At 35.5% G+C, this 20,122-nt stretch carries 19 protein-coding genes; 5 read left to right on the top strand and 14 right to left on the bottom strand.

Translation table 11 applies throughout. The features are described from left to right. Positions 1-426 precede the first annotated feature (426 nt). From ACFQ13_RS05875 to ACFQ13_RS05865, 3 genes are all read right to left on the bottom strand, one after another. On the bottom strand, positions 427-801 hold the full coding sequence (locus tag ACFQ13_RS05875) for a hypothetical protein (RefSeq protein WP_386115110.1): 375 nt from the start codon (positions 799-801) through the stop codon (positions 427-429). A gap of 112 nt (positions 802-913) precedes the next feature. Beyond that, positions 914-1,393: a hypothetical protein gene (locus ACFQ13_RS05870; RefSeq protein ID WP_386115107.1), complete on the bottom strand. Its 480-nt coding sequence runs from the start codon at positions 1,391-1,393 to the stop codon at positions 914-916. 86 nt (positions 1,394-1,479) lie between these two features. Beyond that, entirely contained in the window at positions 1,480-2,811 is a 1,332-nt protein-coding gene (locus ACFQ13_RS05865) for a sodium:proton antiporter (RefSeq protein ID WP_386115104.1), read from the bottom strand. A 342-nt stretch (positions 2,812-3,153) separates the two neighbouring features. Between ACFQ13_RS05865 and ACFQ13_RS05860 the strand changes: the two genes are divergently transcribed. The 4 genes from ACFQ13_RS05860 (at position 3,154) to tssD (ending at position 6,124) form a co-directional block, all read left to right on the top strand. Further along, positions 3,154-3,768 carry a hypothetical protein gene (locus ACFQ13_RS05860; protein WP_386115101.1) on the top strand — a complete coding sequence of 205 codons (615 nt, stop codon included), beginning with the start codon at positions 3,154-3,156 and terminating at the stop codon, positions 3,766-3,768. Between the two features lie 25 nt (positions 3,769-3,793). Then, positions 3,794-4,690 carry a hypothetical protein gene (locus ACFQ13_RS05855; RefSeq protein ID WP_386115098.1) on the top strand — a complete coding sequence of 299 codons (897 nt, stop codon included), beginning with the start codon at positions 3,794-3,796 and terminating at the stop codon, positions 4,688-4,690. A gap of 333 nt (positions 4,691-5,023) precedes the next feature. Next, positions 5,024-5,713 (top strand): hypothetical protein, encoded by a 690-nt coding sequence (locus ACFQ13_RS05850; protein WP_386115095.1) that lies wholly within the window; start codon positions 5,024-5,026, stop codon positions 5,711-5,713. A gap of 18 nt (positions 5,714-5,731) precedes the next feature. Beyond that, positions 5,732-6,124: a type VI secretion system tube protein TssD gene (tssD, locus tag ACFQ13_RS05845; RefSeq protein WP_386115092.1), complete on the top strand. Its 393-nt coding sequence runs from the start codon at positions 5,732-5,734 to the stop codon at positions 6,122-6,124. A 161-nt stretch (positions 6,125-6,285) separates the two neighbouring features. On the opposite strand, the gene ACFQ13_RS05840 is transcribed toward tssD, so the two are convergent. Then, complete coding sequence (locus tag ACFQ13_RS05840) at positions 6,286-6,681, bottom strand: hypothetical protein (RefSeq protein WP_386115089.1); 396 nt, start codon at positions 6,679-6,681, stop codon at positions 6,286-6,288. A 150-nt stretch (positions 6,682-6,831) separates the two neighbouring features. On the opposite strand from ACFQ13_RS05840, the gene ACFQ13_RS05835 reads away from it, so the two are divergent. Continuing rightward, positions 6,832-7,824, top strand: a complete 993-nt coding sequence (locus ACFQ13_RS05835; RefSeq protein ID WP_386115086.1) for a hypothetical protein — start codon at positions 6,832-6,834, stop codon at positions 7,822-7,824. Positions 7,825-7,891: 67 nt separating this feature from the next. Here the strand turns inward: ACFQ13_RS05835 and ACFQ13_RS05830 are convergent, their stop codons facing one another. The 10 genes from ACFQ13_RS05830 to ACFQ13_RS05785 all read right to left on the bottom strand — a co-directional run bounded on the left by ACFQ13_RS05830 (position 7,892) and on the right by ACFQ13_RS05785 (position 19,975). Continuing rightward, positions 7,892-8,527, bottom strand: a complete 636-nt coding sequence (locus tag ACFQ13_RS05830; protein WP_114309102.1) for a response regulator transcription factor — start codon at positions 8,525-8,527, stop codon at positions 7,892-7,894. A 6-nt stretch (positions 8,528-8,533) separates the two neighbouring features. Next, positions 8,534-10,504: a tetratricopeptide repeat-containing sensor histidine kinase gene (locus ACFQ13_RS05825; RefSeq protein WP_386115084.1), complete on the bottom strand. Its 1,971-nt coding sequence runs from the start codon at positions 10,502-10,504 to the stop codon at positions 8,534-8,536. A 23-nt stretch (positions 10,505-10,527) separates the two neighbouring features. After that, on the bottom strand, positions 10,528-12,771 hold the full coding sequence (locus tag ACFQ13_RS05820) for a tetratricopeptide repeat protein (protein WP_386115082.1): 2,244 nt from the start codon (positions 12,769-12,771) through the stop codon (positions 10,528-10,530). Further along, a complete protein-coding gene (locus ACFQ13_RS05815) occupies positions 12,768-13,427 on the bottom strand; it encodes a DUF1266 domain-containing protein (RefSeq protein WP_386115081.1) in 660 nt (219 codons plus the stop codon). The genes ACFQ13_RS05820 and ACFQ13_RS05815 overlap by 4 nt, the downstream gene beginning before the upstream one ends. A 4-nt stretch (positions 13,428-13,431) precedes the next feature. Then, positions 13,432-15,966, bottom strand: a complete 2,535-nt coding sequence (locus ACFQ13_RS05810; protein ID WP_386115079.1) for a hypothetical protein — start codon at positions 15,964-15,966, stop codon at positions 13,432-13,434. Between the two features lie 40 nt (positions 15,967-16,006). Then, a complete protein-coding gene (locus ACFQ13_RS05805; RefSeq protein ID WP_386115077.1) occupies positions 16,007-17,053 on the bottom strand; it encodes an SMI1/KNR4 family protein in 1,047 nt (348 codons plus the stop codon). Between the two features lie 91 nt (positions 17,054-17,144). Next, complete coding sequence (locus ACFQ13_RS05800; protein ID WP_386115075.1) at positions 17,145-17,561, bottom strand: hypothetical protein; 417 nt, start codon at positions 17,559-17,561, stop codon at positions 17,145-17,147. Between the two features lie 60 nt (positions 17,562-17,621). Then, positions 17,622-18,755, bottom strand: coding sequence for an adenylosuccinate synthetase (locus ACFQ13_RS05795; RefSeq protein WP_386115074.1), 1,134 nt, complete (start codon positions 18,753-18,755; stop codon positions 17,622-17,624). Next, positions 18,756-19,622, bottom strand: coding sequence for a hypothetical protein (locus ACFQ13_RS05790; RefSeq protein WP_386115072.1), 867 nt, complete (start codon positions 19,620-19,622; stop codon positions 18,756-18,758). Between the two features lie 2 nt (positions 19,623-19,624). Then, positions 19,625-19,975 carry a hypothetical protein gene (locus tag ACFQ13_RS05785; protein WP_386115070.1) on the bottom strand — a complete coding sequence of 117 codons (351 nt, stop codon included), beginning with the start codon at positions 19,973-19,975 and terminating at the stop codon, positions 19,625-19,627. Positions 19,976-20,122: the final 147 nt, after the last annotated feature.

The raw sequence follows: 20,122 nt of genomic DNA, 5'->3' as shown, positions 1-20,122 counted from the left end.
AAAATTGCTAAAAAGTGCAATTCCACTCGAACTGACGTTTGGGGTATAATTATAATTCCGTGTTCTAGTTCTAATATAAATTTTCCGTCCCTTCGAGTGATTTGTGAAGCATGAGCAAATAGTATCGAGAAGCGTTGATTGATATTTGTTTTATAATTAGTTCTCGATACAAAATTGCTAAAAAGCGCAATTTCACTCGAACTGACGTTTTGGGTGTAATTATAATTCCGTGTTCTAGTGCTATTATAAATTTTCCGTCCCTTCGAGTGATTTGTGAAGGATGAGCAAATAGTATCGAGAAGCGTTGATGAGTACTGGTTTTACTATTGGTTCTGGATACAAAATTGCAAAAAAACCAATTCCACTCGAACTGACGTTTGGGGTAGAATTACTATTCTGTGTTCTAGCTCTACCCTAAACTTTCCGTCACTCCGACAGACGTTCAGCCAAAAAGTTTTTTTCCTTAAGATTGAGACTATCTAAAATTCCAACGCGTCCATAAAAACTAATTGTTTCATCGTTTTTATGCACCAATACAATTAATGGATATCCTGGTTGTGCTTCAAACATTTCAAGATCATGTTCCGTATTAGAAATCGGATGATCACGATCTAAAAAATAGGTGAACCGAATGTCTTTTTGCACTGAAGAATCAAAAGGATCTTTTGTAGGACTAGCCGATTCAATAATCCCTTGAACTTCATAAAAGTCCGTAGGCTTATAATCTGAATATTTCTTTTTAGAGGTACAAGAGCAAAAAACTAGACCCAAAATGAGTATTAAAAAGAGTGATTTTTTCAAAGTGTTGTGCGAATTGTTGAACAATATTTAGCTTGTTATAGCTTGTAAGTTAAAACATTTTTTTGTCGATTAAAAAACTACTGGATTTTTTAAAACGTAAGCCCTGCTAGTCTTATTTTTTAAGGACGAGTTCAGCTTTGTTGATCTCTAAAGTAGGGTTTTCAGAAGCAACTAAAATACCTTTAAAGGTGTAATCGCCATCTTCTTTAATCGGAATTGTAGTGTTTTTACCTGTAAAACTCCAATCGATTTTCCCGTTAAATGAGCTTTTCATCTCCTTGAAGGTAATATTTTTATCCGTCGGGTCGATCTCAAAGGCTCCAAAGGGTTCTCCGTTTTTTAAGACTTCAACTTTAAATCTTAAGGCGAGTTCACCTTCATATTTATAGTCCATCTCAGACCAAACCCCAAGTTCATCGCCCTTTTTTAAGCTTACATGCTCTTCTTTTATAATAAGTTGGTCCTCGGTTTTACTAAGGGCATTGATCTTGAGTCTCCCAACTTCTTCGCCCGTTAAACCGCAACTAAAGACTAAAGTAAAAGATAAAAGAATAATGGCTATTTTTAAGCATTTAAAGGAGGCTAATGACATGTAATACGATTTAATGGATGCATGATGTGCTCAATATCTGGATATTTTCAACCTAAAAAAATACAGACGTTACGATTTATGAGGTCTTAAGACATAAATAATAACTGTGTAAGAATATAAATAGGAAGCAATATCAGAAGCGAGAATTTAAACATGTATCCAAAAAAGCTAGGCATCTTAATTTTATGATCTTCAGCAATAGATTTTACCATAAAATTAGGGCCATTTCCAATATAAGTTAAGGCTCCAAAGAATACGGCACTAGTTGCAATAGCACTCAAAACTTTTTCAGAAACAAAAGCGACTAAAGGAATATGATCGGCATAAGGAATACTAGAGGCCACACTATGAAATGCAACGGCTGTAGGTGTATTATCTAAGAATGCACTTAGAAATCCTGTTGCGTAGTAATAATGCCAAGGCTCTGTAAGTCCCATACTTGGTGCATGCTGACTTAAGTATATTAAGGTTGGTGTCATGGTAATAAATATACCGATAAACACTACGGCAACTTCTACAATTGGTCCCCAAGAGAATTTATTACTCACTCTGATTTTATGAGGCGTTACATAGTAAGCTATGACGGTTAGGGCTACCAAAACAATTTCGCGTAAATGTTTTAAGGCAAATGACGCATTTTCTTCTCCCATATTAGGAATAACATCAGGATTGATAAAGGCTACAGATAAAACCACACCTAATAAAAAGATGAAATTTAGAGCCCCAGTGATCCGTATTGGTTGAATTTCGCGCGCATCAGCTTCTAAATGGCTTGGCGTTTCTTTTTTATAATAATAAGAATCAATAAAGAAATACGATGTTAGGAGCAAAGTCCCTACAAAAGCCCATTCAGGAAGTAAACTAAAGAACCAAGTAAAACTAGCTCCTCTTAAATATAACATAAGTAATGGCGGGTCGCCTAAAGGGGTTAAAAGTCCACCACAATTGGCTACAGCAGCAATAAAAAATAAGATGGTATGTACGCTGAACTCACGCTGTTTATTAATATTAATTACAGGACGTATGAGTAACATAGCCGCTCCTGTAGTTCCCATAAAAGAGGCCAAAACAAAACCGATACCTAAAAATAGAGTATTCACCTTGGGTTTGGCTTTGATATCCCCACTAAGATGAATACCCCCCGTAATCACAAACAAGGAGGTTAATAATACAATGAAAGGTAGGTAATCTCCAAAAACTTGATGTTTTAAATGTTCTGTAAGATCCATATAAACCAAATAGAAAATGGTTGGTACACTCAGAAGGACGGAGACCATTAGTTTGTTACGGTTATTTTCCCACCAATGTTTGGCAAGAAGCGGGCCAACGGCAATCGCCAATAAGATTATAAAAAAGGGAATTGAAGGCCACAAAGAGATTTGTTCCGTGAGTTCTGGACTAGCATTTATCAACAACATAAGTAAGTTTTATAGGACTATTTAATCTACTACTAATTTAAAAAAATTAACAATACCGTCCTTAGTTAGTTCTATTTAATTTGAACGCAATTGCTTAAAAAAATGATTTATTTGATACGGATGACCCTAATGTTAAGGTATAGATATTTTTTAGTACGATTGAAGTAGAATATCACGGAATACTGTGATAAATACAATTGAGATAACCTCTAATTTTGAAGCCTATAAATTGCAATTCCTTTGGAGCTAAAAATGAATACTAAAACCTACTTACTACATATCTTGAGCTTAGCTTTGTTTCTGAATTTTTCGTGTACCTCACCTAAGGTAGGCCACCAGGCCTTGGATTTAAATCAGGTCGATTTAGATTTTAATGTGGGGTATTTTTATGCGGATGCTTTGCAAGAGGCTAAAACGAATCAGGAGCAAAGGACTTCAGGAGTTGAGTCAGATAGAACGCTTCAAGGGGCGAGTAAGGTTGAGGTTCATAAGATTTACAAAGCGCCGTACAGTGCTCATAAAAAGTATATCGGTAAGGGTTATAAAATCTTGAATAAGAATTCCGGGAACAACCTAAGCTATCTTAAAGATTGGGAATTTAATAATGTGGAAATGCTACAAAGTCCAAATGAAAATTTTATGGCCTTGTGTTCTAACGCCCATGCTTTTGGTAAATCGCAAACCGAGGCCTTTCAAAATAAATTTCAAAATTTAGTCGAGTTTCTAACGGCGCAATACGGAGCACCGGAGGTAAAAAAAGATGCTTTTCTGCAGGAAGGCACACTTTATAATTGGCAGTTAAACGACCGGTTAATCGCATTGACTTATGAGTCTGATGTACTAAACTCTGGGCATAAAAGTCAACCTATTGCTGAATTTAATTATTATATGGTGCATAACGCCTATTTAAATATTGTAAGAGACGATATTATTGAAGGGCCTTGGGTCATGTTATAAAAACGATTGAACTAATGCATGCCTTATGAAAAACATCGTCTTACTTCTCTTGTTTATGAGTGCCACTTTCTATGCTCAAGAACGAGACATTGATAACAGGCAACCCATAAGTTTAGAGCAATTGCACTTAAACGGGAAGGTAAAACAGATTACAACCTACAGGCAGACCAAAGAAATCGATGCTAAACCTATTATAGCTGAACAAAAAGCGTTTGACGAAAACGGACTTTTGGTGTTAGATAAGACTTATTATCAAGGTCGTTTACAGATGACGTATTGTTACACTTATAAAAATGGAAACGTAGAAACCTTGACTGAAATTGAAGCGGCTCCTTATGGGAATACCACCTTAAAAAAAATTAGCTATCTAGAACAACACATAAAAATGCAGGCCTATTCTGAAGGTGTTTTAAAGGATGGTTTTATTCAGAAAACTGATAACAACGACCATATTTTATATTCTAAGCATGAAAATTATGCCTCTAATTCTTATTGCGAATATGGGTATACTTACCACGAAAATGGTAAGGTGAAGCAACAACAAAGCGATTGTTTTAAAGATGGTGTAAACCATTATAGCTACCGTGTAGATTATACGTATAAGCATGATTTACTCGTGAAAAAGCAGCGTTTTAATAGCATTTCAAAAAATGATTCTTCCATCACCGAAATTTATAGCTATGATAACGCTCAGCACTGTATAAAAATGGAACGCTATATCGATACCGTATTAGTGAATAAAGAAACAAAAGTGTATGCTTCAGGTAATTTAAAAGAACATCACTTTTTTAATAAAGCTGATAAGGAAACAAAGGTTATCAATTTTAGCTATGACCCACAGCAGAATCTTTGTAGAAAGTCCGTAGTTGATAAGACCTACAACACAACGCTGATCTACACTTATGAAATCGCTTACTTTTAAAATTTATAGACCATTCAGAACTTCTTCGGCCTATAAATTAACCATTCAGAATACGTATCCAAGATTTAGGGGTAAGTATAAGGTATTTGCATTCTAAACGAGAGAATTTCTTCATCTTAACAGGATTTTAAAACGGCCTCAAAAACGAAGTTAAACGTCGTGTGCGTTCTTGAATAAACACATTGATAGTACTCTCAGTTTACGATTTTGTATGGATAAATTATGAACAAAGTCTGGCTAAAAGCTGTACTGTGATTTCTAAATATCACTGAAAACGGTTAGAAAAACACTTTAATAATACGTCAACTTTGTAGGAAATAATAAACGAAAATTATGGACTTTAAAACAATGTTACAGTTTCCGGTGTTAGATCCGCAAAGCATTATAAAAATATTACGAGAGATAGCCGATATAGAACGCAAAGAGGAACGCCCTCAAATGCCGCAAGTGACAATCAGTACACATTCTGATAGTGCTTCAGGTTTTTTTGTAAACTATGATTCTGAAAAACATACCATTCTATTATGTGATATGTATGACCGTAAATCTGAATTTCAATATATAGACTCGCGCTCTATTTCTTCTCTCACGCTAAGAAATGTAGACAAATACGCTTATCTATTATCAGATGGTAAGGTGCCATTAACACCAAATCCAGATGAAATCCCAACCGTACTTCAACTTAAAAAAGATATTAAAGCTTTAGAGGAAGACTTAGAAGGACGTTTAGAAAAAGGGCTTGCCATAGCGTTTAAATATGAAGGTACTCCTGAAGATTTAGAGAAGTATTACGCTTCTAAGGTGCTAAAATTATTGCAAAGCACATTGTCTAATATCTCCTCTGATCCTTTAGCAAAAACAGCATTTACAGAAGCCGTATCTACGGTAAATTTCAGCTTAGGTTCAGAAAATAAAACTGTTAAAGATAGCAACGTGATTAGCATAACAGTTGATACCTCTAAAGGTTTAAAAAGCTTTATTAAGAACAAGCAATTACAAGAACAAATTGAGAAATTTTTATAAATCCTAAAATAAGAACATATGCAAGATCAGAATGTAGTAAGTCGAATAGAATTAGTTATTAAAAAAGATAGTAACACAGAAAAAACTTTAACCTTGAGTCAGTGCGATTACAGTTTTAATAATGATTATTATGCTGAAGAACGTCGACCAATTGATGTGAATTTCTCAGGAACCACTAAAATGGTGAACGATCCCTTATTTGTTGAGTGGATTTCTAACCAGCCAGGAGATTGGTCTGGAGTAGCAAAGATATTTCACAGCCATAAAGAAATGGCTACCATTGCTTTAGAATTTGATAAAGCCACTATTGTAAGTTTTAGTCAGTCGTTTTCAGAATATAATTCACACAGCGATGCCTATTTTAGTATGATTTTAAAAGGTGTAACGTTTAATGCTGTAAAATTGGACTAATTGAATCACATACCTCTAAATATGAAAGCCTTTAAATGTGATGTTTAAAGGCTTTTTTTAGTTGAATTTGGTACACATAAGTCTAGGTATAAAAAAAGGAAACTGTAATAAGTTTCCTTTTTTTTATGCTGTACATACTTGGTTGTTGTTATGCGCGTGAATTATAAATTATTTTCTAAATACTCACGAATGGTGATATCAATAAAATAACCGCTATGGTGGCCACCCCAACATGCTGTTAATGAAAATACACCATTGTCTAATTTTAATTCTTTTTTGGCTTCAGCCCCTTCATTAGGAATGCAATAAACTTCTATGGAATTAACGCCCTCTTGAACGGCTTCTTTTCCCATATCGTCTTTGCAAACTTCACGTAATCCGTCGGTAAGGCGTTGTAAACAAACACTCGGTACAAATTTTATATAGTCGAATTCAAAGGTGTCCCAATTAATAGTTATCGGTAATGATTTGCCTACAATCTCATTAATTTCTTCTTGGTAGTTGGCTAAATATTGCTCTTCGATAGATTTTGCAGCTCTTTTTTCTTGTAATCCCATGTTGTGTAATTTAAATATTATGTTTCCTTCAAAGGTATTGGAAGCACTTACCGATAAAGCAACCACTGTAAGGGAATATGAAAACTCACGGAATTCAGTGAGGGCTGAGCTTGTATATTAGGCTACATTTATCTTATAGACTTGAGTATTATGAAAATTACAATTTTATCCATTATTTCTATTTTAATCGTACTGCTTATCCTTAAAGGTTGTGCCAAATATATTGGAATACCTAAAAAAGTAGCCGCACAAAATTTAGAAGCATATCTTCAAAAAAAATATAATGGTAAGCTGGGCTTTAGTGATTTAAGTCTGTTTTTTAACGCCGCTACTATGGATCCTAATATGTATGGTGTTCTTATTTATGACAAGGACATTCCTGAAATTGAATTTTATACCCATTTAAATTTAAAGCATATCCTAGAAAACGACAGCTTACCAATGTATCCTACTTCTGATAATATGACGGTAGATAATTTATATCAAGATGCGAAAATACGTTATGAGGTTAGGCAAGGGGTTAGAGCTGATTTTAAGGCTGAAATTCCCGAAATTATATTTTCTACAGAAGCCATTCATTTAGATTTTAAGCGTGATGTAAAATCAGATGTTCTAGACGATGTGGTTACGCGCTTTATCGATCGGTTAAATGAACATTATGATGTTTTAAACACAGGGTATCAATTTCGTTTATTAATTAAAACGGCTAGTCATCCCGATGGTTTCCTTATAATCCCGTTGGATATTGAAGATAGTACAAGAAAACCGGAACCTATGGTTTTATCTGAAAATGTCACAGGATTTACCAGTTTAAGAACCATGATTTTAAAACATATAAATGCGAAATTAGAGGAACCATATCCCTATTTTAAGGTCACTGAAAACAGTAAGATTTATATGGATAAATCGACCTTGTCTAGAGGGGCTTGGATACAATATTTAGAAGATAAGCGCATTAAAAATAACGGAAATGGGAAATGGAGAAATCCGCAAACCGGAATTTATGTGGTGTATTTTGATTTAGATACCCAATTTATTTATCGTGGCGAATTATTAACTGATGAGAATGATACCACGTCTTACACGGAAGAACTAAGACAAATTGTAAGCACTATAGAGGCTGAAGGCATAAGAACGAAATAACGAATTTTATCCTTAATCTGTAAATTAAAAAAAGAGACCTTAAATATTTTAAAGTCTCTTTTTTTTATTAGTCAAATAAGCCCGATTCTATAGCATATTTTACTGCACCCGTGGTGGTTTTAGATCCCGTTTTTAAGAGGATGTTTTTCCTATGGGTTTCAACGGTGTTTACTGAAATAAATAACTTTTCTGATATTTCTTTTGATGTCAACTCGTCGCCTAAAAGTTTTAAAACTTCCTTTTCACGAGGCGATAATTCAATGTTTTTATATTTTTTTCGTTCAAACACACTTTCCATATAGCGTTGTTTAATCAATTCAGAAAAATACTGTTCATCATCTAAAACGGTTCGTACGGCCTTTTGCAACTCTTCCTTGCTCGTAAATTTTGGGACAAATCCATCAGCGCCTTTTTGTATCACTTTATGGACGGTTCTGTGATTGTCTAACATACTCAGCATAATGATTTTTACGTGACTATGTTTCTTTTTGATTTCCGTGAGTAGCTCTATGCCATCCATTTTAGGCATGCTGATATCACTGATTATTAAACCGATTTCAAATTGTTTTAATAAGCGCACCACCTGTTTCCCTTCAGTGGCCAGGTGAACCTCACCAATTTCTTCCATGTCACTTAAGATGGTATTAATACCTTCAAGAAACATCAAATGGTCGTCTGCGATAATTATATTTATTTTCTTCACAATGTATTAGTTTATGGGGATGTCTATGGTAATTGAGGTGCCATGACCTGGACGACTATCAATGTCTAAAGTCCCTTTTACTTTTTGTAAACGTTCTTTGATATTTCGGAGTCCTATCCCTTGATTTTTTTTATGATTTTGAAAGCCTTTACCATCATCATTAATCACAATATTTAAATGGTCTTTATGTCGTGTGAGTTGCACATCTACATGGCTAGCTTCGGCATGTTTTAGAGTGTTATTAATCAATTCTTGCACAATGCGGTAAGCATCGGCTAAAATCTCATCGCTTAATTGATCGATCTCTTCTTCTGGAAAGAAAAAGGTTTGAATCTTTATGTCTGATTTTTTTCCTACCTGATTAAGAAAATCACTTAAAAAACTGGTAAAGCCCATTTTAGAAAAGGGTAGGGGATGCAGTTGGTGCGATAGACTGCGTACATCAAGGCATGCATTGCTTATAGCCTTGGCAATACGTTTGGTCTGTGGATCATCTTTGTGGTTTTCGGTATAATGTTCAAACGCAATTTTTATACTTGCCAAATCACTACCAATACCATCGTGGATTTCTCGCGCTAACCGTGAACGTTCTTCGTCTTGCCCTTCTTGGTAACGCTCAATCACGGATAATTTGTGATCTTTCAACATCTCAGAAATTTTCTGTTTGGCATTTTTTTCTTGTTGCAAACTCAATTCCTTTTGGATGCGTAAGCGCTTCACATACGATAATCTAAGGATGACTAAAATGGTTAAGACCAATATAAATCCAGCAATAAGCGCATTTCTAATTAAGCGCTGACGTTTTACGGTGAGCTCTGCTTTTTGTAATTCGGTATCACTTAATTTTTGCTCTTTTTCTAAAAGCTTAATTCGGGTTTCTTTTAACTGCGTTTCATATCCTTCTTGGATGTTGGCAACGTATTTTTCTTTATCTAAAGAATTTTGTTTTTCACGACTCAAAACTCCTTTTTGATAAAATTTTAAAGCATTTTTATAATTGCCTTCCGCTTCATAAAGCAGGGCCAGGTTTTTATAAATTTCAGAATTATAAGGTAATAAAGCTTGATCTTCACCAATTTTTAAGGCTCTTTCAAAAGCAGAAATCGCTGCTCTTCGATGTCCCAGTTTACTTTCGCACAAACCTAAATCGTTTAAAACGATAACAAGATCGGAGTTAAAATGAAGCGCTTCTAAAAGGTTTAATGTCTTTCTTAAGGCAACCACAGCTTCTTCACAACGCTCCTCTTGTACTAACATTTGGGCAAGGTTAATGTTGACGTAGGCCATAACCGCTTTATTGCCTTCCTTTTCCCTGTATTTTAAAACCGTTTTATAATGTTTTCTGGCTTGCTTATATTTCCCTTCTTCCTTTAAAATATTGGCATAATTAAAAAGGGTGGTTAATACGCCATCATCATCACCAATTTCCCTGTAAAGATTAGCAGCTCGGTCTAAATTTTCGGCTGATTTTTTATAATCTTTTTGCAGTAAATAAAGCGTGGCAATATTTTGATAAGCATTGGCTTCTTGCGACTTATCCTCTGTTTTTTCAGCATAATTTAAACACTGAATAAAACTATCCATCGCTTCAGGATAGCGTCCTAGATTTTTATAACCCGAAGCTAAAATATTATAACAGGCGGCAAGTCCATTTTCTACATGGATGGACTTCAGTAGGGTGATGGCTTCGTTTGTATACCTTAGGGTACTTTGATAATCGCCTGAAATATTTCCTAAATTTCCTAATGCATACAAGGCGCTAGCCACTTGTAGGTCCAGTTCTAAAGCTTTACTCTGTTCCAACCATTGCAAGGCTGCTGTTTTAGCAACCCGTGGATTGTTGTAAACATTTTGGCTATAAACCGTAGAAAGGGAATCTATTAAATCGGTGTTCTGTTGGTCTTGCGCTTGCATGCCGCCGCACAATCCGCAGAAAACGAACAGGAATAGACTTGTATATTTTGTAAAGAAATTCATATGAATAAGCAAACTTAATCTCTTTAAGCGAAATAGTTGGCTCTTATCTTAGTTTTCACGGCTTTTAACATTTCTGAATCTGCTTCCTCAAAGTCCTCATCACGTTGAGAAAGCTCTTCTAATATATTATGAAGTAAAAAATCATCTGATGCAAAATGGGTTTTTATATGTGTTAAATGGTCATACAAGGCCTGAACCGAGGGTTGGTCCTTACTTAAGAACATAGCACTGTATTTGGTAAATCCGTCTACATCTTCTAATTGTTGAGCGAGTAATTTACGGCTTCTCAACATCATATTAAATTCGTCCCTCGGGAAATCAAAAAAGGTGTAATCGGGATAACTTTGTATGGAATGTTGCAGTGTTTCTAAGGCTTTTTTCGGTTCGTTTTCTTCATTGTAAAAATTATATAACTTAAAAAACGTTTTGTAATCACTCGCTTCTGGGGCTTGATCTTTTGCGGTTTTGTAAGCTGATAAAGCTTCAGCATTATTAAAACTATCTTCAGCACAACTCGCTACCATTTTTAGATAAAAGGCTTTGTTTTCGGCCATATGTGCAGCTTGACTAAGATTCCCGATGGCGGCATCAAAATTATTTAAAATCCAGTGGATTAGTCCATTATTTCTAAACTCGATAAACGTAGTTGGATTTTTAACCAAATCATCTTCAGAGGCCGGAGCTAAATCATCTGGTTTTGGTAGGTAATCATAATAACAAATCCACTTAAAAACAGGATACAATTCTGGTGCTAATTGTCCTTGTTCGTGATTATAAATGGCGTATTTATGGCATTCTTTATAATCGTTCATTTCTAAAAGCGCTTCCACACATAAATTCATTGTACTGCAGTAATCTGGATCGCCAATCTTATAATAATTGATTTCAGATTGCATATCTTCAAAAAATGCGGTGTAGTTTTGGTTATTCATATGAACAACCATCCTTAAGTTATACAACCAAGGCGCGTACGAGTGTGATGGTAACGGAAAATCTTCTAGGGCCTCATTCAAAACAACGAGTGCTTCATCAAATCGGGAAAATTTCACCAAAGCACGTGCTTTAAAAAATAAGGTTTTAAGCGTTGCAGGCTGTCTTCTATGAAATTGTTCAACAATATCTAAAATCCCTTGCCAGCTTTCTATACGGCTATTCACTTCTAGTAAATAAAATAGATACTCACTCATTCTAAGGCCGTTTCTAAAGGCTTCGTGATAGGCTTCTCCGGTTTGTTGGTAATTTTTAACAAAGAAAAAGGCACGTGCTTTTAAAACGAATAGATTCGGGTTTTTAGGATTTAAAGTTAACCCCTGTTGTACACATTGATTTAAAACATTTCTGTCTTTGGTATGATAGTAAGCAGAATCGCCATAGCGTAAGTAATAATGTTGCGCCAGTTGCCATCCCGAGTTTGCAAAATCTTGCATATAGATTTTAAACTCTTCAAAATTGCTATAGTCTTCTTCTGGTAATTGTGGCTCTCCTGGGTCTTTTATAATTTGAGCCACCATATCGTACCTCATAAACGATTGAAAATAATCTACCAACAACATTCGGGTTCTATCCGTAATCTCTAAATGTTTCCATTCAGAATTCCACAAGGCTTTGTTGTCTATAGATTTGTTTTCCCACATGGCCACGTGCATATTGGCTAAGGTTTGGCTAGGTAAATCTAAACGCTCATCAAGTTGTAAACCTTTTAAAACGGATTTATTATGCGTTGCCGAAGCTAAATCTAGCAATTCGTTACAATCTGCTTCTTCATCAGAATCACAGATATGTTCTAACTGCGCAGATTGGATATCCCAAAGTAAAAAACGAGCTTCTGTTAAGGCTGGATAGCACTCTAAAAGATACTTTAAAACCAAAATGGCGTCTTGGTAGCGTTTATCATTTTGCAATTTAAAAGCATAATGCAATAGTATGGTATCGTTGTAGGGATAGCGAACTAAAGCATCCTCGTAGACACTTTGTTCACACTCTTCGTAAAAGCTACAGACGTATTCAAAATCTGATGCTTGTACTTGTCCATAATCGATTAAACCTTTTAAATACGACTTTAAGACAGGCATATTCATTTCTTCGTAAACGCCTAAATACAGCATATAAATGCGGTAGTATCTTGCAAAATCTTCGGGTTCACTTAGTAACGTTACATATTCTTGAATATCATCAATTACCGACTTTAAGGCTTGGTACTGATTATTTTTATAATGCGCTTCTGCGCGTTCTATGTAGCTGAGAATGTCGTTTGATGATATAATCATTTGTTCCAGTTTTTAAACCAATCGGCGTGTTCAATATGTAAGCGTTGATAGTGGTCCCATAAGGTGGTCATATTAGGAAATGCACTCACGTCTTGTTCTGTAGCGCCTAAAATGAATTCATCTCCTATACATACATTTCTATGAAATTCTCCCCAACTTGAAAATGTAGATTTTACGGTGGCATTAACTTCTTCTAAGCGTAAAATTATTTCTTCGGTAGTGATAAAACCTAAGACCAATCCTAAGCGCATTTGAAAAATAGACATCGCCATTTCGTACCCAATTAGTTTTTGTTTTTTTAAACTAAAACGATATTTCCACACCATTTTATAGGTGTTTTGTGTTTGCGGGTTATTTAACGATTGGTATTTGGCTTCAAACGTTTTTGTGGTATCTCTTCTAAATTCAGAAGCTAATTTTTCAAAAGCTTGAGAAACCATTAATCCGCTTTCGTAACGCATTAAACTATTGCGCAAATGTAAGCCTGATTTTATACCTAAAATGGTTAATAATCTTTCGGCTTGCTTCACGTGCATTTTATCGTCTAGGTTAAAGCCAGACCAACTGCTTAAGTTGGCTTGCTTATGGTTTTTCTTTAAAATCAAGGCCGATAAATTTAATTGGTCTTGAATTTCGGGTGTGATATCTTGTGTCATTATGTTAAGCATTTAATTGGTCCGCCACTTGCAATAATGCGTTGGTTAGTGGGTCTGAATACGCTCCAGATTTTGCAATCGTCTTTAATCCCATAGCATAAGAGGTCGCTAAATTGCTCCCTTTTACCAAGTGTACAAAAATGGTTTTGCTAAGGTTACCGTATGTTTCTAATGCGGTTCCGGGTGCTAAATCGGTATCTAATAAAGTCATATATAGCGTTTGACCAAATCGCATTTCTAAACCAGTTTTGTCATTTGTTAACCATGTTTTTAAATCTTCGATATGCGTGTTGAAATAGTCTAACAATTCGGTTTCGCAACCTGCCGATTTATAAGTTTCTAAATTGGTAAGTAGCGCCTCCACATAATGCTGATTCACTTCAATAGCATTTATATCAATTTTTGAAGTCGGAACAGTATTTATAGATTCCTCTGCGGATTCTGATTCTTGAGTGTCCTCAGCGTCTTGTTCTGTGGCTTCTTCAGATTCGGTTGTTTCGGTTTCTAAAACAAACTGACTATAACTTTCTATTTGGTCGTATAAAGCATCATTACTACTGAAACGAGAATCGTCGCTATTACTGTATTCGTATAGTTTTGTGATGGTGTTCAGGTGAAGTTTTTCGTTATTTAATTTGCCTAGAAAATCAGTTAAAAAGACTTCAATATCTGCGGAAATAGATTTAAAAATAGGATTAGATGTTTCCTTACTTTTACAACGTTTATGAAAACTAAGTACACGGTCTATCAAGCGGTGTATAAAGAAACCAACATCTTCATTATGACCGTTAAAGTACTGTGCTATGCGTGTACCTTGCGTGGTTAAGGCTTCAGGAACCCAAACGGCTTCTTTTGTTAAGCTGTAATAATAATCGCCTAAATAATTAAACAAGGCTTGAATAGTATTTAAGGTTAGCGGACGATTTTCGTTGATGTAATGCTTGCGCGCAAATTGGTTACAAACATCAGTCGCACTAGCATCTAAATCTTTAAGTGCCCAAATTTCGTTAACGCGCGTAAAGTTTCCTGATTCTATACATAAGAACCCTAAAGTTTCTGCAATAAATGGAATGTTTTTTGCTTTAACAATAGCGCTCGCATCACGTGTAGCGTAAGCTAAGTTTAATAATAAACGTTGTAAATGTTCTTGCTCTTTCGCAGTAAATAATTCTAATAAAGCTTCGCCAGCATCGCAAAAGGCTCTAATTAAAAACTGATTTAAAGGGTTTTTTAGACCATCATTTTGTAAACGTTCAAACCAAAGCAATACGTTTGAATGCGATTGTGCAATGGTGCGAATTACAAATGCTCCTGTAACCTGAACATCTTCACCTTTCAATCGCATTGTGGGTAGTAAACCGAAACTGTCATCTTCTAAAAATAATTTAGAAAAAAGAGCATTGAAGGTTTCATAATGATTTTTAAATCCCGTTTGCGGATGTGCTATTTGAAACCAAAACGGAATACATTCTATAGGTAAATTGTTAGCGGTATTTTCGCTTAAAATTTTAATACCGTAATCTTTAAAAGCTTCGGAATTTAAATTAGCGCCACCATCGGCAATTAACCAGTCTAAAAAATTAATATAACCTGCATCTTGTTGTTCCTTCGGAAGGCTTGTGTCTCGCGTATTGAATAATAACACATCTCCCGAATCCCACTTTTTGTTCGCCAATGTCTGCATTAACGGGTAGTTGCCTTCAGAAGTTGTTAAGTGTAACAGAGCGTCACTTTCAGCATCTGCCCAAATTAAACGTTCTTTTAAAGTTTCAATTGCAGTCAAAGTACTGTTTGGGTTGGCTTCGTAAAAAGCGGCCAAATCGTTACTGAACCAAGGTGTCATAATATCGTATGCTGATTTCTCATACACACGACCAACTGGTAATAATTGATGGAATTTATGAATAAACAGTTCCCAATTCCCTTCAAAAAAGTAATTAATGAAATTGGAATCTATGGTGAAAGGAAACGTGCTTATGGTCTCGTCGTCTTGCTTTACGGCATAAGTTCCGGAAAGTAAATTGTGCTTTAAACAATTCTGAATGAGATACTCAGAACTCAACACATCACGAATGTCAAAAATACGTTGTATTAAAAACTGAGTGATAGGCAATGCGGCTTCCGATGGACTTTCAACTAAAATCTTTATCGCTTGAAAAAGTGGCTGTGCAGTGGTTTCGGAAAAGGCTTCCGACTGAAAACACCCCAGATTAAAAGTCAGAAATTCGACTAGTTTTTTTGTGCTTTTTTCATCTGGATAAATTCCTTCATTTAATAAAGGCAACCAAGCCGTTACAAAAGCAATACCTTCTGCGGTGTCGGTATAACGTTTAGGATGAAAGTAAATTTGTTGCGTAACTTGCGTTGTGAAATCGGCAGTAATTCCGCTGAAATCACTGTTATTTTGTATGTTTTTATAAACATCCGTATCTGTGGCTTCCAAAATTTCTAAAACCTGAAGTAGGGCTTTTGTTTCTGAAGTTTCTAAAGTATCGAGCTTTAGATTTGGGATGATATGTGTTTTAAAAATGGCAGACATATGCTGGGTGGTATTCTAAATTTATAGGTTTATACGAAGGTTATTGAGCGATATAAAACCATTCGTTGTCTTCAATTTCGCTATCTGGTTTTCTTAAATTTTCAAAAAATGAAACAAGGTCGTCGGCTTCGATATATCCAATTTCTTGATCGGCACCAAAACGAATAATTTGTCCGGCTTTACCTTTAGTATTTGGCGCAAAATCGAAGGCTAGAAAATTCCCGTTTTCTAAATCGAAAAACGGAATCCAATACGGTGTGGTATACATTAATAGGGCTTTCCCTTGGTTGGTAGAGTAGGTATCCAACAAGTCTTCTTGCGTCCAATCATCGTAAATGTCTTTCCACTGTTTCCATTCATTATAAATGGCTTCTGCGCCCATAATCGCACAACGGTCTATACCGTTATGAAAGCTTAAATAATTTTTAATGATTTGGGGAAACGGATAGCCGGCTTCTTTTTCAAATGTTTCATAAATCGCCTCGTTATTTGTAGGCGGATGAAGCGTTAATCTTTTTTCTGAAATTAAACCGATAAAAGAGGCAACCAAGGCTTTCATATCTATTTCCGCATCAAGTTGAATATGTGGTGCTAGAAAGTCTGATTTCTCTTTGGCCAATTGTTCTGCTATAAAGGCATTCGGAATAAAATTATTTATAAAAGCGCCCGTGTGTTCTAAAAACGGAATGTCTTTTAAGTTTGAAATGGGTTGCGAACTAAAACCATTCGCACTAAAATTATACACTGTAGCACTTTTGTGATGTTCATCGTGAATAACGGTAAACCAAGCATTGAATTCGGCAGTGTTTTCTATATCAACAGTAAAAACCGTTTTGTCCTCTAAATACCCAACAGCATAGAATTTATGGATGATTTCATAATCTGGTGTAATAAGAATGAGCTGTAATAGCGGCTTTCCAGATGCTTTTTCTACAGCGTCTAAAAGGGTATCTCTAAATGTAAAAGAGTTAGTGTGATGCTTTGGATTGTCAAGTACGGGGAAGGTATCGATTTGAATGGTTTCAAAATTGAAATCTGTCCATTTTAAATCTTTAAACTCGTCTGAATATGCGGTATAATTAGTCATTTTACGCGTGTAAATTTAGAATGCTAAGATACTTTGGAACCTCGTAGTTTTTATCACTGAAACTAGTGATTTTATAAAATTAGCGACTTCTTTAGTCGCTAATTTTACTTTTCAATGTGCTCTCTAATATGGGAAATTGCTTAGATTCAATCTGACTAACAAGACATTTAATTTTCTTTTCTTTTCCGTCTGAATTCTCATACGTAATCACGATGACTTTTTTTTCAACAGCAAAAGATTTAAGTGCGCTATAAGGCACCGTTGTTTTACCTATAACTCCTGGTTGAAACACAAAATGGGTTTCCAAAAAATTGAAAACTTTAAGCTTTTTATTAAAGGCATAGAGACCAAAAAATACGATAGCACCGACTAAAGGAATCACTGATTCTATAGATATATCTTGTAGGGAAATTAGGCAAAGCCCTATCATAAATAATGCAAAAACTAAGGGTTTATATTTTGCTTTGGAACTTAATTCAATCCCAGAGTCGTTGTCTGTTTTGGTCATAATAAATTTTAGTGTTTTTTTTCTGTAATGATTTAACGTTGTGTTGAGTTCTTTAAACCCTTAGTCTAAAAGCTTCTGAATACATTCTCGTCGAGGGCCATAACTTCCATATACCGTGTTGAATTTAAAATCTAATTTTTGAAGCAAATTAGCATAAGAAAAACGAGGCAATTGGTCCAAACAGCTTATGATAAGGTGTTTTTTACAGTCCAAATCTTGATGATGAATGGCATCGCAAGTTAAGGCATAATTCAATAATTCGGCATCTAAAGCTTGTGTTCTAAATACACCTTGAAACTCGTTAGTGACATTCGCCTCATTTTCATTATTTTGAAGAATTACAGCTTCAGTTTTTGTCATTGGGCCGTTGCCGTGACGCGTTTGGTAACAGCGCGTCACATAGTAAATATTAATTTCTGAAATCGTTTTTAAATGTGATTTGATAAGCTGAATGGCATTTTTAGAAGTGGTGTAACTCCACGTCGTATGCGGATGAAAACCGTGTTGGGTATCGAGCAAAATACCTTGACTGCCTTCAAAAATGAAATGTTCGAATTTATGTTCTAAATCAGATAATAAAGCGATGCTGTAGAATTTCTGAATGGCGGAACAACTGTCTATAAAATAGTCTTCGTTATAATCTTCGAGTTCGTTGTTGTAATACACTTGTACTGCTTTTGGTTGACTTTCTAAACAGGTGTCGTAGTAGTTTTTAATACTTTTTAAACGTTGTTTTACCACCCATTCAAACTGTAAATCATTGGCGTAAAAGAAAATTTCGGCTTTGTTTCTCGCAATGGTCGTTCCAAAACCTAAGCCACAAGAACCGTGATGCTGTTGCTTTTCTAAAGCGCGATTATAAGCAATATCATAAATCGTGGTAATCATCGCTAAAGGATGACAATACAATTTTGGCTGATATGCTTTTAAAAATTCCCCTTCATTTAAAATAGCTGGAGGAAACAGCGTGGTGTGTTCTGAGTAATACGTGGGCACACCTAAAAACGTCCCTGAACCAAAATTACTAAAGGTATGGGTTCGTGCTTCCGTACTAACCGTATGCCCAATTTGATGGCCTCCAGAAAACCTAACTACAAGACTCTGTTCAGGATGTTGCGATGCTAGAAAATCGGTGGTTAATCCTTTTCCAGCATCACCAAATCCTAAATCTATAACTAAACTACATTTTGGCATTTATAACATATTTTCTACATCTATAGAAGTGCTTCCATTAGAAGTATTGGTAGATGTTGTTGCACTAGGTTTGTGGTTTTGAATCACCACGTCTGCAATGCGTTTGGCAACGGTTTTATAATCTGCAATTTCAAGGAAGTTATCTCCTAAAAGCGCTTTCCAGTTTCCTTTACGACGTTCTTGTTTAGACCAATCGTTATGCTCTAAATGCATATGAAAGACATTGTATTTTTCTTGTGCTTCTTCAATAATCGCTTCCGTAGTGATGGTTGCCGCTTCATCGACGCTAGTATAACGTTTAATGATTTCTGCAGGAATGGTAGGAAACACAGGTTCATCACCAATGGTCAATAAAAAGCCTTTTTGTTGTCGCTTTTCCCAACAATCAATCGCTGTATGTCTCGCTGCAAATAAATGGGCTAAGTTATACCCTTCTTGATTGTTTCCGCCACCGCCACCTTCCAGGTAAACGCGGGTTAACCAACGGTCTAGTAATTCGGCAGACGATTCAAATTGTCCGACTTGTAAAGGCGCTCTATCGTATACAAAATCGCCAATCCCTAAAAACAAGACTTGCGGGTCTTCGATTCCAGCTTCCATTAAAGAGCCAATTAAATCGGGTAAAGCTTCCTTAACAATATGCTCCGGCACAAATCCCATACTACCGGTCACATCTAAAGCTACAATTATAGATACCGTTTCTGGATGTTCTTCAGAATCTCTAGATTCTCTAAAAATGATCTCCGACGGATCCATTTCAGAATCTATTGCTCTCGATGTAAATATCTCTTCTCTAGATTTATTGCTGTAGCCTTTAGAGCGACGTAATTTTGCATACGCATCGTGACTAAATCTTCCTCCTCCCATAATTATAATTCGTTTATTGTGCCACCAAATAAATGCGCATAACGCTTTTTGGCGAGTTCTAATTTAATTTCTAAATTTCTTATTTTAACCGACATGTCTAAGTCTTTAGCCACATAGTCTTTCGCATCAAAATCAGAGGCTAAAACCAAACTGTTGGCATCTGTAGGGCTCATATCAAGCATATTTTCTTGTTCGCGTTTTAAACGTTTTAAAGCCAAGGCTAAATCTTCCGTTTCACGTTTGTACATCAATTGTGCATCTTCCGCAATAGCGTGAGCGCGGTCGTCTCTTATTTTATCGTTGTTGCGTTTTAAAGATTCTAAAAACGCAGCCGTTTTGGTGTTATCTTCCATAAAAAAAGGTTTTTTACAAAGTTAGTGGGCGAGGTCTTGATTTTTATCCCTGATAACAGTGATATTAATTTATGAGGACTACTTCCGAAGAAAAAATCACGGAATACAGGCATCAGTTATTTCTGGAAGGGACTTACTTTTGAAAAC

Source organism: Winogradskyella rapida, assembly GCF_042675845.1.
Lineage (GTDB): Bacteria > Bacteroidota > Bacteroidia > Flavobacteriales > Flavobacteriaceae > Winogradskyella > Winogradskyella rapida.
This window is presented reverse-complemented; position numbering and strand designations above follow the sequence as displayed.